This is a genomic window from Halomonas sp., from assembly GCF_052095695.1.
Classification (GTDB): domain Bacteria; phylum Pseudomonadota; class Gammaproteobacteria; order Pseudomonadales; family Halomonadaceae; genus Vreelandella.
In genome coordinates this window covers 28,547-41,072 of sequence record NZ_JBQDLQ010000013.1, presented here as the reverse complement: position 1 = coordinate 41,072, position 12,526 = coordinate 28,547, and the positions used below count along the sequence as shown (strand labels likewise).

Here is a 12,526-nt window from a genome sequence, read left to right as displayed (position 1 = left end):
ATGGCTGGCATGATCTTGAACATGCTCCTAAAGCGATGCTTCTAAAACTATGCTCTTAAAACCATGCCCCTAAAACCATGCTCCTAAAACCATGCCTCCAAAGCCTAGCCTTAGGATAGCCTGCTAGCGACGCCAGCCTCGGTCATCCCAAAACGGGCGGCGCGACTCACGCTGAACGGCGTCGCGGCTGATGCCAATATCTTTCAACATGTCGTCGCTTAAATGGCGCAGTGCATAACGCTCGCGACGCAGTTGACGCCAGCGATAAAGTCTTTCCCGCCAAGTGACTCTCGGTTGCCGTGTCTCAAGCGACTGGCACTGTTGGCTCTGCGAGTAGTGTAGCGTGCGCCCCATTTCAACCTCCCTTCGCCGCCAGATACGACGGCGTTAATAAGTGTTGAAGGAAGTATCGAGCAGGGCATAAAATCAATCCAACGAATGTTTCTTATGTTCAGCATCAATAGGATTGATGACTATGGCTATGCTACCCACCATCGATCATGAGCTTTTGCGCACCTTTGTTGCGATTGTTGATCAAGGCGGCTTCACCCGTGCAGCGCAGACGGTGAATCGCACACAATCGGCTGTGAGTATGCAAATTAAGCGGCTTGAAGAAGATGTTATTCAGCGTCCGCTGTTTCTACGCCAGAGCAAACCGCTGCAGTTAACTAGCGAGGGGCATACGCTACTTGGCTATGCACGGCGTATTCTTGATTTGCATAGTGAGGCGCTTAACGTACTGCGCCAACCGGATATGGTAGGCCGCGTGCGTTTGGGCGTGCCGGACGATTACGTGATGCGATTTCTACCCGGCATTTTGAAGTCTTTTTCGCAGGCCTGGCCGATGATTGATGTCGATGTGCACTGCGCACCTTCATCAGTGCTGTTACAGCAACCAGATAATCGGCTCGATTTGAGCATTGTGACCCGTGAGGTGGGTGATGAGATTGGCACTATTTTGCGGCGTGAATCAACCGTCTGGGTATCCGCCGCTAGCCACAGTACTCACTTACTTTCGCCACTGCCACTCGCCATGTTTGAGGCGCCCTGCTTCTGTCGACGCCATGCGTGCAATGCCCTAGACCGCACTGGAAAGGGTTATCGCGTCGCTTACAGCAGCCCAAGCTTAGCCACACTTCAAGCCGTGGTAAGTGCTGGACTGGCCGTATCAGCATGGATGAGCAGCTTAGTCACACCCGATATGCAGATATTAGGCGAAAAGGAGGGCTTTCCCACCCTGCCGGAAGCCTCCATCGTTTTGTTGCAGACCTCCTCAACCCAGTCACCGATTATCGACAGTCTGGCTGAACATATTGTTGAGGGGTTTAGGTTGTAACGGTTTGGTGCGCCTCACTCTTGGTGGGCTTGTATAGGCAGGAGCAGTCAAGCTGTGCAAGGCTGGTCAGCCCTAGCAGCGCCATGTTGCGTTCTATTTCACGCTGCAAGAGACCGGCGATATGCTCAACGCCTGCTTGCCCTGCGCAGGCGGCAGCGTAATTGAAGGGGCGGCCCACGAAGACAAAATCGGCACCCAGCGCTAATGCCTTGATGACATCGGTGCCACGCCGGAAGCCGCTGTCGATCATAATCGGTATATCGCTGACGCGACGCTTAATCTCGGGCAGCACCTGAAGCGGTGAAATGGTGCAGTCCAACTGGCGTGCACCATGGTTGGAGAGAATAATGCCATCGACGCCTGCCCGCTGAGCACGCACCGCATCTTCTGGGTTGAGAATGCCTTTGACAATCAACGTATCGGGCCATAAGCGCCGGACCAAATCGAGATAGCCCCAATCAAAATGGCGGCGGCCAGAGAAGTCCCGCGCCGCCTGACGTGAGATGGCCGGCGCTCCCCGCTCAGCATGATTGTTCTCAAAATGCGGCATGCCGTGCTTGTACAGCGTGCGCAGAAAGGTATTGATTAGCCAGCCTGGCCGCATCAAACCATCGAACGCTAGGCGCAGACTAGGCTCCAGAGGTGAGGAAAAGCCAGCGCGACGAAGGTTATCAGGGTTGGGGGGCACCGGGTAATCGAGGGTGACGACTAACTTTTTAAACCCCGCCCGCTGGATGCGCGCAAGCAGCGCCTCGATACCTTCTGGCGTGCCCGGCAGGTAGGCCTGAAACCAATCAGCACCTGCGACTTTCGCCACGTCCTCCATGGGTACCAGTGATGACCCACTCATGATCATCGGCAGGTTGCGCTGAGCCGCTGCCCGTGCCAGCACTAAATCTCCCTGGTAAGCCGACAGCGCACTGATGCCCATGGGAGCGATACCAAAAGGGACGGCATAGCGTTTGCCAAATAGCTCTTTATGCAGATCAATCTGCGAGACGTTAACAAACGCTTTGGGCAAAAACCGGTAATCATCAAAAGCGCTGAGATTGGCTCGCTGGGTTCGTCCATCCTCTGCGACATGGTCAATATAGCCAAAAATTGGCCGAGGCAGCTTCCGACGTGCCAGCCGCTCAACGTCGTGCAGATTATGGATGCTTAAGAGCTTTTTTTGAGTCCAGAAATTCACTTTCGGCTCCTTAGCTTTTTCAACCTCATACCGCGCTGATAGTCAAAAGCGCCATAAAAAAATGGGGCAGTGCCCAGACACTCCCCCATTTTATACACTTAGTTCAACGACGTCTTAGTCTAGCTGAGGCCCCGCCTTGGTGATCGCTTCACTAACACCTTCAAACTTCTTGAAGTTATCGACAAATTTGGTGGCTAGATCTTTCAGGTGACGGTCGTAGGCGTCACGATCTTGCCAGGTTTCACGCGGATCAAGCAGGCTTGAATCAACGCCCGGCACGGAAACAGGCACCTGTAAATTAAGGCCATCAATATGCTTGGTTTCAATGTCGCGCAGCACGCCTGACTGAATCGCACTGATGATGGCCCGAGTCGTCGGGATGGAGAAGCGTGAGCCGCCTTCACCGTAAGCGCCGCCGGTCCAGCCAGTATTGACCAAGTAGACCTGAGCGTCTTTTTTGTCGACACGCTTGATCAAAAGGTCTGCGTATTCACGCGCAGGCCGCGGGAAGAACGGCGCGCCGAAGCAGGTCGAGAACGTCGCGGCCAAACCTTCAGACGAGCCCATTTCGGTTGAGCCCACTTTGGCAGTGTAGCCTGACAGAAAGTGATAAGCCGCCGCTTCCTTAGACAGCACGGACACCGGCGGCAGCACGCCAGACATATCGCAAGTCAGAAACACAATAGCATTCGGCTCGCCCGCGAGGTTTTCCGGTACGCGCTTTTCAACGTGCTCTAGCGGATAGGCGGCACGGGAGTTCTGAGTCAGGCTGTCATCAGCGTAATTGGGCTCGCGACGATCATCCAGCACAACGTTTTCAAGCACGGTGCCAAACTTGATGGCATTCCAGATAACCGGCTCGTTCTTTTCAGAAAGATCGATGCACTTGGCGTAGCAGCCGCCTTCCATATTGAAGACAATGCCGTCGCCCCAAGCATGCTCGTCATCGCCAATCAAAAAGCGTGCCTGGTCAGCGGAAAGCGTAGTTTTACCGGTGCCAGAGAGGCCGAAGAACAGGCACGTTTCGCCATCTTCACCAACGTTAGCCGAGCAGTGCATGGGCAGCACATCGGCAGCCGGGAGCAGGAAGTTTTGCACGGAGAACATGGCTTTTTTCATTTCACCGGCGTAACGCATGCCGGCGATTAGCACTTTCTTCTCAGCAAAGTTGAGGATCACACAACCATCAGAGTTAGTGCCGTCACGCGAAGGGTCACACTCAAAGCCTGCGGCATTAAGGATTGTCCATTCATCTTTAGCGGCTTGGTTGTAGGCCTGAGGACGCACAAACATGGTACGGCCAAACAGATTTTGCCAAGCGGTTTGGGTGGTGACGCGAACCGGCAAGTAGTGAGTGGAATCACTGCCGACGTGCAGTTCAGTCACGAAATGTTCTTGACCAACTAGATACTCATCAACCCGGTTCCATAAGGCACTGAATTTGTCGGCATCGAAAGGCAGATTGACACCGCCCCAATCGATTTGACTGCGCGTAGAGGGCTCATCGACGATGAAACGATCTTTCGGTGAACGACCAGTACGCAGGCCCGTATTTACTACCAGAGCACCGTTGGCCGACAGGCGGCCTTCGCCACGTGCCACTGCGCGCTCGATCAGTTCGGCGCTGCTGAGGTTGACGTGGGCTTGGGGAGCAGCTTGAGTCGTGGTCATGTCGATTCCTGGCCTTAAGGCCGTTGTGTCTCGTTTACCGGGCGAAAGGAGCTGCTTACCAAGACGTGACGCGTCTAACATGCAAGCATCTTCATTACCATCGCCTTAAAGTTCATCCCAACCATGGAAAAACCGGTTGGGCGCGCTGAAGTCGGGCGCATTATGGCAAAAAGAAAGCCCCCAGGAAACGGGGGCGAAGATCAAAGATCGTGTAGTTAAACTACTACATGGATACTACATTTTGTGTTGCAGTGCAGTAAGTAATCAAACAGCTGTTTGCCAGAAGCGCCGAATTCATTGAATCCATTGGCCCTCCCGCGACGGCAGCCAGATCTGCTGACAGCTGCCTCTGACTACACAATCAGTGAATTGTCGGTGATGGCGCCTCAGGGTCATCCAACAAAGTTTCAATATCCGCTGCCGTGTAGTGATATTTCGTGTGACAAAAGTGGCATTGCGTGTCGATTGCGCCCTGCTCTTGAAGAATATCGCGCAGCTCGTCTTGGCCTAACGAGTACAGCGCGGACGTCATTCGCTCGCGAGAGCACGTGCAGCCAAAGCGTAAATCTTTCGGATCGAAGACGCGCACTGTTTCCTCATGATAAAGACGATACAGCACTTCACGCTGCTCAAGCCCCAGCAGCTCTTGTGTTTTGATAGTATCAGCCAGCTGCACGCTGCGACTCCAGGCATCGACATCTTGGTTTTGTGACGCTTCCGGCAGGCGCTGCAACAGTAAACCACCGGCGCGCTCCTCATTCGCGACCAGCCATAGGCGAGTCGGCAACTGCTCTGACTGGCTGAAATAGTCCTCCAGGCAGCCGCTCAGCGTATCTTGGTCTAACGCCACAATACCTTGATAACGATTGCCTTCACGAGGATCGAGTGTGATCACAATTTGGCCTTCGCCCACTAGTTCGCGAAAGCTTGCATGCTCACTCGGCAGCACGGCGTCTTCTGCGATACGGGCAATCGCGCGCAGCTCACCGCCGGGGTTGGACTCTGCCATTAATAATGCCAGCACGCCTCGCCCGCGCACTTCAATACTCAGCGTGCCATCCAGTTTAATCGTATCAGTAAGCAGCGCCACTGCCGCAAGCAGCTCACCCAGCAGTTGATTAACTGCGGGCGGGTAGGCGTGGCGCTCCAACACTTCGTGATAGGCGGAATCCAGGGTGACAATTTCACCACGCACATTGGTTTGATCGAATATAAAGCGTTGAATTTGATCGGACATGATTTAACTACCTACTGTTTAAAGTGCAGCTGATGTTTAACGGTGGTGACTAAAAGCGTGGGCATTATTCTCCCTGGTGACGCTGGAAGCGCTGGATATCGCGACGCTGCTTTTTATCGGGACGCTTGAGCGGATGCTGCATCGCTTCATTGGTGAGCCGCCGAGCCTCGGCTTCCCGTGCACGGCGCTGTATGCTGTCGTCGGTCTCTGCATAGAGCATGCGTGCTTCCGGCGCACCGCGGCGCTGGCTCGAAAGCGATATCACGTCTACCTCAAGAACTTCCCACCCTTGCGGCACTCGAATATTGGCTCCAACTTCGACATTTTTACTGGTCTTAACGCGGGCGCCATCGTAATGCACTTTGCCGCCTTCGATCGCTTTTTTGGCAAGCGCACGGGTTTTAAAAAAACGCGCAGCCCACAGCCATTTATCTAAGCGTACGCTTTCACTCATGCATGCTCTCCTTGTCGTTACGACGACATCGGCAGCTGTTCAGGCAGCAGTTGGGCAAATCGATCCAGAGCAATAAATTCCTGCAGCTCTTTTTCAGGCCGCTGACTATCCGGCTGTTTAATTCCCAATAAATGCTTAATGCCAAACTCACGGGCACTCTCTAATACGCTGGCGTTATCATCGATAAATAGCGTACGGGCAGGGTCAAAGGCTTCGATTTCCTGTAGCGCGAACCAAAACGCCTGCTCTTCTTTGGCAGCGCCCACGTCTTCAGAAGAAACAATTGCATCAAGGTAGCTTTCCAAACCAGTCAGCGGGAGCTTCAAGGCAAGGCTCGCACGATCGGCATTAGTGGCCAGGATGACGCGAGGATGCGTCTGCTTTAACCATTTAAGAAAATCCAGCGCGTCGCTGCGTAGGCCAATCAAGTGCTGTACTTCGCGCTTTAGGGCAACAATGTCTACCCCTAGCTCGCGGCTCCAGTACGCCAAGCTGTACCAGTTCAAAGTACCCTGCTCACCAATAATGCGGGCCTTTAGCGCCTCTTGAGAGGCGTCATCTAACTGGTGCAACTCACGGTAGCGCCGCGGTAAATGCTCAAGCCAAAAATGGCTATCGAAATGTAAATCTAGCAGCGTACCGTCCATATCGAGAAGGACGGTGTCTATCTCGCGCCAATCAATCATTGTCGCTCCGGTCGCGTAAGGAGTAAGCGTGCTATTGTAGCTTAACCGCCTTTTACCAGCCATGGAGGCACGCTTTATGTCCGACTCCTTTATACCCAACTCCCCCACAGCCTCTCATGATCCCGACACCCGCTGCAGTACTGATTACCTGCGCAAACCGCAAATTTTATCCCGTGAATGTGTGGCGCAAAGTCGCTTATTTCAAGTGGAGTCATTAGCACTGCGTTTTTCTAACGGCGAAGAGCGTCAGTTCGAGCGTTTAACCGGCGCTGATCGCGGGGCGGTGATGATTGTGGCAATGCCAGATCCTGATCACGTATTGCTAATCCGAGAATACGCAGCGGGATTTGAGGATTACGTTCTGACGCTACCGAAAGGCCTGGTCGACCCCGGTGAAGACATCATCACCGCGGCCAACCGTGAGCTGATGGAAGAGTGTGGCTTTGGTGCGCACTGCATTGAACCGCTGGTCGAGCTTTCGTTGGCCCCTAACTATATGCGCCATCGCATGCAGGTACTGCTCGCCACCGACCTTTATCCCAAGCGGCTGCCGGGGGATGAACCCGAACCATTGGTTGTAGAAACGCATGCCTTAGAAGAGCTGCCTACGCTTTTAATGCGCGATGACTTCCATGAAGGGCGCACCATTGCCGCTCTTTATATCGCCAGGGATAGGATGCGGGAAGAAAAGCGTCACAACGCCACTGATTTACTCTGACCAGCAATGAATAGAAAGCAGCGTTGACGCTTGTCCAACGCTGCTTTGACTTCAGAGGTGATGCTTCAAAGAAATCCAGCGCCGTTGACGGTGGCTGTCTAGCCCTGCTTCTAGCAACGTCATTGAACGCAGTGCGTCGTCTACGCTAACCGGCGGCGGCGCCTGCTCGCGAATAGCTTCAGCGATGCCTTGGTAATAGGCAAGATAATCACCGGGCACGGTGGCATGCTCACGCTGTACTAGCGGCGTACTTTCGCCCTTCCCTTCGCGTAACGTTAGCGTACCGTGCTGAGCATCATTCCCCCAGTGTGCTCCGGGCACCTCACCGGCTTTCAAACGCTCCTCCTGCGGATCTAAACCATACTTGACATAGCTGCCATCGGTGCCGTGAATTCGAAAGCGTGGCGTAGGATCGGCCGCTAACGTGCTCGCCGCCAGGGTAACGCGAAAGCTTTCATAATCCAGCACGGCAAGAAAGTCATCATCAGCCTTTGCTCCATCACGCCGAGCGCTTACTTCCAGCAAAATGGCGTGCGGCATGCCAAACAGCTCACAGGCCTGGTCTAGCAGATGCGGCCCCAGGTCGTACCAAATACCGCCTCCAGGCGCGGCCTGCTCACGCCAGCGATCAATCACCTGTGGGCGGAAGCGATCAAAGCGTGATTCGACGCTGACAACGCGTCCTAAGGTACCCGCTTCTAGCAACGCTTTTACGGTTAGAAAATCGCTGTCCCAGCGGCGGTTGTGGAACACCGAGAGTAGCAGCCCCTTATCATCGGCTAGTTTTTTGAGCAGCTTACCCTCCGACACCGTGACCGTGAACGGCTTATCGACCACCACGTGCTTACCCGCAAAAAGCGCTGCTTTAGCCAGTGAAAAGTGCGTATCGTTGGGCGTAGGGATCACGATAAGATCAATATCGCTACGCTGACATAGCGCGAGCGCCTGACTCTCCACCTCGGCGTTAGGTAATGCCCCACGCACCTTGGCAGCGTCACTGGATGATACAGCCACCAAATCCAGGCCGTCTGTGGCCTGGATCAGCGGTGCATGGAAGGTTTGGCTAGCGAAACCGAAGCCAACCAGTCCAACGTTAATGGTCGCCTTCATTGCATTCCTTCACGTGTATTAGTGCGATTTTTTACCCGGCTTGTTCTATCAATGCTGTTCTATCAATACGAGTACAGTAGCCTCGTAAGAAGCAGGCCCGGCTATTGGCAGCGCTTTAATCTCTAAGCGTAGTTTAAACTTAGCTTAATCTTAGCCACGGCCAAATACGACATCAGCGACGTCGCGATAGCGCTTGGCGAAGTGCACCGTCACGCCCTCTTTCAGATAGTCCGGCAATTCTTCGTAATCACGCCGATTAGCGTCGGGAAGAATTAGCTCGAATATATCGCTACGCCGGGCGGCAATCACTTTCTCGCGAATACCTCCAACCGGCAGCACCTGACCGGTTAACGTCAGCTCACCGGTCATTGCCAGCGGCCTATCAATGGCGTGGTGCTTGGCAAGAGACATTAGCGCCGTCGTCATCGTAACGCCTGCTGAAGGACCATCTTTTGGCGTCGCCCCTTCCGGCACATGCATATGCACAAACGCTGAGTCAAAGAAATCGGCATCGGCACCGTATTCTTGCAGGTGACCAAGCGTATAGCTGTAGGCGATATTCGCCGACTCCTGCATCACCTCTCCCAACTTTCCGGTGAGTTTGAAACCGCGATCCAAGGAGTGCACTTTGCCTGCCTCAATCGGTAGCGTTGCGCCGCCCATGGATGTCCACGCAAGCCCGGTTACAACGCCTTCACCGGTTAACACTTTTTCCTTACGGAAGATCGGCGCACCCAGAAACTCTTCTAAGTTCTTAACCGAAATCTTGACCGTTTCAATATCATCTTCCAGCAGTTTCACGGCTGATTTGCGCACAATACGGTGGAGCTGTTTTTCCAGCTGCCTTACCCCGGCTTCACGGGCATAGCCTTCAATAACCTGTTTTAAAGCCGCATCGGTCAAGTTAATGCGCTTTTTAGGTAAATTGTCGCGCTTAAGCAATTTCGGCCACAGATGATTCTTTGCAATCGCCAGTTTTTCTTTCGCGATATAGCCAGAAAGGCGAATTTGCTCCATGCGATCAAGCAATGGCCCGGGGATCGAATCCAAGGTGTTAGCTGTGCAAACAAACAACACTTTAGAAAGATCCATGCGCACATCAAGATAATGGTCGAGGAAATCGACGTTTTGCTCGGGATCAAGTACTTCCAGCAGCGCCGAAGCAGGGTCCCCCTGGAAGGACTGCCCCAGCTTGTCAATTTCGTCCAGCATGATGACGGGGTTTTCGACCTCTACTTCTTTAAAGGCCTGCACGAGTTTGCCGGGCATAGCGCCTACATAGGTGCGTCGATGGCCTTTGATTTCCGCCTCATCGCGCATCCCGCCGACCGAAAATCGGTAAAACTGACGGCCTAGCGCCTCAGCGATAGATCGCCCGATCGAGGTTTTACCCACTCCTGGCGGGCCGACTAGCAGTACAATCGAACCGCCAACATCGCCCTTGAAAGTACCTTCGGCCAGGAATTCGATAATGCGTTCTTTAACGTCGTTGAGACCGTCGTGATCCCGGTTCAGCACTTGACGGGCATGCGGAAGATCCAACTGATCTTGGCTGGTCACGCCCCAAGGCAGCGAAGTTAGCCAGTCGAGATAATTACGCGTGGTGCCATACTCTGGCGACCCGGTTTCCAGGACGCTAAGCTTGGTAAGCTCATCATCAATTCGGGTTTGAACGCGTTCAGGCACCACTAGCGCATCCAGACGCGCCCTGAAAGTATCCACATCGTTTTCACGATCATCTTTGGAAATACCTAGCTCGCGCTGGATCACTTTAAGCTGCTCGCGCAGGAAGAATTCGCGCTGCCGATCCTGCATCTGGGCGTTTACCTGCTCGCTGATTTCGCCTTGGAGCAGCGCCACATCAATCTCTTTACGTAACAGCGGCAGCACTTTCTGCATCCGCTCTTCCACCGAAAGGGTGGCCAGGACATCTTGCAGCTCTGGGCCTTTAGCGGAGGTAATAGCCGCGGCAAAATCGGTTAACGGGCCTGGCTGATGGGGGCTAAAGCGGTTGAGGTAATGCTTAAGCTCTTCGCCATACAGCGGGTTTATAGGCAGCAGCTCTTTAATCCCGTTGATAATCGCCATTGCGTAGGCGCGGGTTTCTTCATTCTCCGCGTCAACCGGCTCTTTTGGATAAGTGACTTCAACCAAATACGGCGGCTCTTTGGAGAGCCAGCGAGTAATTTTAAAGCGCTGCAGACCCTGAGCAATAAACTGAATCTGCTCATCTTCACTCTTTAGCTTATGGACTTTGACGGCGGTGCCAATTTCGGGAAAGCCTTCATGGTCGATGGAGCTAACGCCCTGCTCACCGACAAACGCAACGCCAATCATATGATGAGGCGTATTGCCTACACGGCGCATGGTCTCTTCCCAGCGCTCACGGTTAACCACTAAAGGCTGAACCTGGGCCGGGAAAAAAGGACGATTATGGATAGGAAGGAGGTAGATGCGCTCTGGCAGCATTTCACTGGCAGGCACTAGAGAGTTTACCCGTTCACCGTCTGAGCGATAGTCTTGGCTGCCCTGCTCTTCATTTGCTTTTTGAGAGCGCTCGTCAGGATTCTTGTGAGAACGGGAGGCATTATTAGTGGTTGAAGATGACTCGTCGTCTACTTGCCAGTCAAGGTGCTCATCATCGCGGTCGTAATCTTGGTCGCTCATGCGTCCTCCAATGAACCGATATCGGCGGTGAGAACCGCCTAACGTTGCCAATGGAATGCGGGCACATAGCCGAAACTTCAACCCTTATCACCTACAACCGAGTGCTTAAATCATGCGGTAAGCTAAACACTCACCAATGATTACGGCCAAAATTCGGGCATTGGGCGACCGTTAACCCGCCATACGCCGCGTATAACGTCAAACTGCAGTTCACGGGTGCCTAGCGGTAGCCCTAGCCATAGCGCGGCTACGGTGGGGGCTTCATACCAAGTGAAATCGCCATCAATGCGCTCAAGCCACTTAGCCTGCTCTTTGTCTTTATCCAAATCGACGACACTTAGCTCATCTAACTTGCGGGCATCGAAAAAGAGCGCGCCGTCCGCGTCTAGACGAATACCCAATAAGGGGCTATCTATGGCGACGGTCATGACATCCAGGCGCGGCGAGTCACTGAGCATGTTGCGCAAATCTGGCTCAAGGCGGGCTAACAAACCCTCTGCCATCGGTAGGCTTGAGTCTCCCCAAGCGGCTTCCTGGCGTAAACGACGAATGCCATGGCGCACTGCGTCGGCGTTCAAACGAGAAAGCTCCATCTCGATGCGGCCATTCATTAGTGGCGTATCAGGCGCCTCTGAAGGCACGAGTACGTCGCCCACCTCTAGCTCACCTTTAATACGCAGTTCGCCTTCATCCAATATCATATGGCTACGCAAATCCAAGGGCGAAAGCTGCATCACAAACGCGGGATAGCTCAACTGCAGCGTTTCAATATTTAAATGATCGCGCTGCGAAAAGTGGTAGGCACCGTCGGTGTAGGTATAGCGACTCTCAAGAACGGTGGGCCCAACCGCCAGTTGAGACATGCCATCGGTCAACGTAAGCTGATCTAACATTACACGCAAACGCCAGTCGCCAAACACGCCTTCCAGGCGCAGCCGAGCGCCGCGAACGGAGAGCTCGCGGCCATTTTGCTGAATGACGAAGGGAGCCAGTGCGAGGCGCAGCTCGCTGTGGCCGCTCAAGGTATGATAGCGACCTTGCCAGCGCGGTACAGAAGGCGCGGTTACTTCACCCACGGCCTGCTGCAGCACGGTATCTAAGCGGGGTAAAAGGGAACCTTCAACATCGGTACTTAAAATACCGTGGCGGGCGTTATAGTTAAGCTCAAGCCGCCAAGGGCGGCCTAAAAGCGGTGAGAGAATAAGCCTACCATGGGAGCTTAGCCAGCCTTGGCGGCTCTCAGTGCGGCTAACACGCCACTCGCCTCGCGCTTCTAAATCCTCTAAGGCTTGATGCAGGCTGCGTTCAAAAAGAATGCTTGAAAGAAGCTGCGCTGCCACCCATGCCACGGCGATCACCGCCAGCGTGGGGACAATCAAACGTTCCTTGCGCATACTCTCTCCTTGAAACCAACGCACTCGACGCAAACGTAGTTGAAGCCAACAGCTGAAGCCAACA

At 53.8% G+C, this 12,526-nt stretch carries 11 protein-coding genes; 2 read left to right on the top strand and 9 right to left on the bottom strand.

Annotated features, from left to right (window positions below; translation table 11 throughout):
• Positions 1-123 precede the first annotated feature (123 nt).
• Entirely contained in the window at positions 124-354 is a 231-nt protein-coding gene (locus ACTH5D_RS04365; protein ID WP_441668706.1) for a DUF1127 domain-containing protein, read from the bottom strand.
• Between the two features lie 121 nt (positions 355-475).
• On the opposite strand from ACTH5D_RS04365, the gene ACTH5D_RS04360 reads away from it, so the two are divergent.
• Positions 476-1,336, top strand: coding sequence for a LysR substrate-binding domain-containing protein (locus ACTH5D_RS04360; protein ID WP_441668704.1), 861 nt, complete (start codon positions 476-478; stop codon positions 1,334-1,336).
• Here the strand turns inward: ACTH5D_RS04360 and ACTH5D_RS04355 are convergent.
• The 5 genes from ACTH5D_RS04355 to yrfG form a co-directional block, all read right to left on the bottom strand.
• Positions 1,326-2,525, bottom strand: a complete 1,200-nt coding sequence (locus tag ACTH5D_RS04355; protein WP_441668702.1) for an alpha-hydroxy acid oxidase — start codon at positions 2,523-2,525, stop codon at positions 1,326-1,328. The genes ACTH5D_RS04360 and ACTH5D_RS04355 overlap by 11 nt on opposite strands.
• A gap of 114 nt (positions 2,526-2,639) precedes the next feature.
• A complete protein-coding gene (locus ACTH5D_RS04350; RefSeq protein WP_441668700.1) occupies positions 2,640-4,196 on the bottom strand; it encodes a phosphoenolpyruvate carboxykinase in 1,557 nt (518 codons plus the stop codon).
• A 361-nt stretch (positions 4,197-4,557) separates the two neighbouring features.
• Positions 4,558-5,433: an Hsp33 family molecular chaperone HslO gene (gene hslO / locus ACTH5D_RS04345; protein WP_441668698.1), complete on the bottom strand. Its 876-nt coding sequence runs from the start codon at positions 5,431-5,433 to the stop codon at positions 4,558-4,560.
• A gap of 64 nt (positions 5,434-5,497) precedes the next feature.
• Entirely contained in the window at positions 5,498-5,887 is a 390-nt protein-coding gene (locus ACTH5D_RS04340) for an RNA-binding S4 domain-containing protein (protein ID WP_441668696.1), read from the bottom strand.
• A gap of 17 nt (positions 5,888-5,904) precedes the next feature.
• A complete protein-coding gene (yrfG, locus tag ACTH5D_RS04335) occupies positions 5,905-6,573 on the bottom strand; it encodes a GMP/IMP nucleotidase (RefSeq protein WP_441668694.1) in 669 nt (222 codons plus the stop codon).
• Between the two features lie 76 nt (positions 6,574-6,649).
• Here yrfG and nudE point away from each other — a divergent pair, with 76 nt between their 5' ends.
• On the top strand, positions 6,650-7,291 hold the full coding sequence (gene nudE / locus ACTH5D_RS04330) for an ADP compounds hydrolase NudE (RefSeq protein WP_441668692.1): 642 nt from the start codon (positions 6,650-6,652) through the stop codon (positions 7,289-7,291).
• Between the two features lie 51 nt (positions 7,292-7,342).
• Here nudE and ACTH5D_RS04325 read toward each other — a convergent pair whose 3' ends face one another.
• The 3 genes from ACTH5D_RS04325 to ACTH5D_RS04315 form a co-directional block, all read right to left on the bottom strand.
• Positions 7,343-8,401, bottom strand: coding sequence for an oxidoreductase (locus ACTH5D_RS04325; RefSeq protein WP_441668690.1), 1,059 nt, complete (start codon positions 8,399-8,401; stop codon positions 7,343-7,345).
• A 150-nt stretch (positions 8,402-8,551) separates the two neighbouring features.
• On the bottom strand, positions 8,552-11,068 hold the full coding sequence (gene lon / locus ACTH5D_RS04320; RefSeq protein WP_441668688.1) for an endopeptidase La: 2,517 nt from the start codon (positions 11,066-11,068) through the stop codon (positions 8,552-8,554).
• 140 nt (positions 11,069-11,208) lie between these two features.
• A complete protein-coding gene (locus tag ACTH5D_RS04315; RefSeq protein WP_441668686.1) occupies positions 11,209-12,462 on the bottom strand; it encodes a DUF945 family protein in 1,254 nt (417 codons plus the stop codon).
• Positions 12,463-12,526 lie beyond the last annotated feature (64 nt).

Bases quoted from the DNA above. Each gene is read 5' to 3' on its own strand.
- ACTH5D_RS04365 (WP_441668706.1), bottom strand. From the start codon at position 354: ATGGGGCGCACGCTACACTACTCGCAGAGCCAACAGTGCCAGTCGCTT.
- ACTH5D_RS04360 (WP_441668704.1), top strand. From the start codon at position 476: ATGGCTATGCTACCCACCATCGATCATGAGCTTTTGCGCACCTTTGTT.
- ACTH5D_RS04350 (WP_441668700.1), bottom strand. From the start codon at position 4,196: ATGACCACGACTCAAGCTGCTCCCCAAGCCCACGTCAACCTCAGCAGC.
- hslO (WP_441668698.1), bottom strand. From the start codon at position 5,433: ATGTCCGATCAAATTCAACGCTTTATATTCGATCAAACCAATGTGCGT.
- ACTH5D_RS04340 (WP_441668696.1), bottom strand. From the start codon at position 5,887: ATGAGTGAAAGCGTACGCTTAGATAAATGGCTGTGGGCTGCGCGTTTT.
- yrfG (WP_441668694.1), bottom strand. From the start codon at position 6,573: ATGATTGATTGGCGCGAGATAGACACCGTCCTTCTCGATATGGACGGT.
- nudE (WP_441668692.1), top strand. From the start codon at position 6,650: ATGTCCGACTCCTTTATACCCAACTCCCCCACAGCCTCTCATGATCCC.
- ACTH5D_RS04325 (WP_441668690.1), bottom strand. From the start codon at position 8,401: ATGAAGGCGACCATTAACGTTGGACTGGTTGGCTTCGGTTTCGCTAGC.
- lon (WP_441668688.1), bottom strand. From the start codon at position 11,068: ATGAGCGACCAAGATTACGACCGCGATGATGAGCACCTTGACTGGCAA.
- ACTH5D_RS04315 (WP_441668686.1), bottom strand. From the start codon at position 12,462: ATGCGCAAGGAACGTTTGATTGTCCCCACGCTGGCGGTGATCGCCGTG.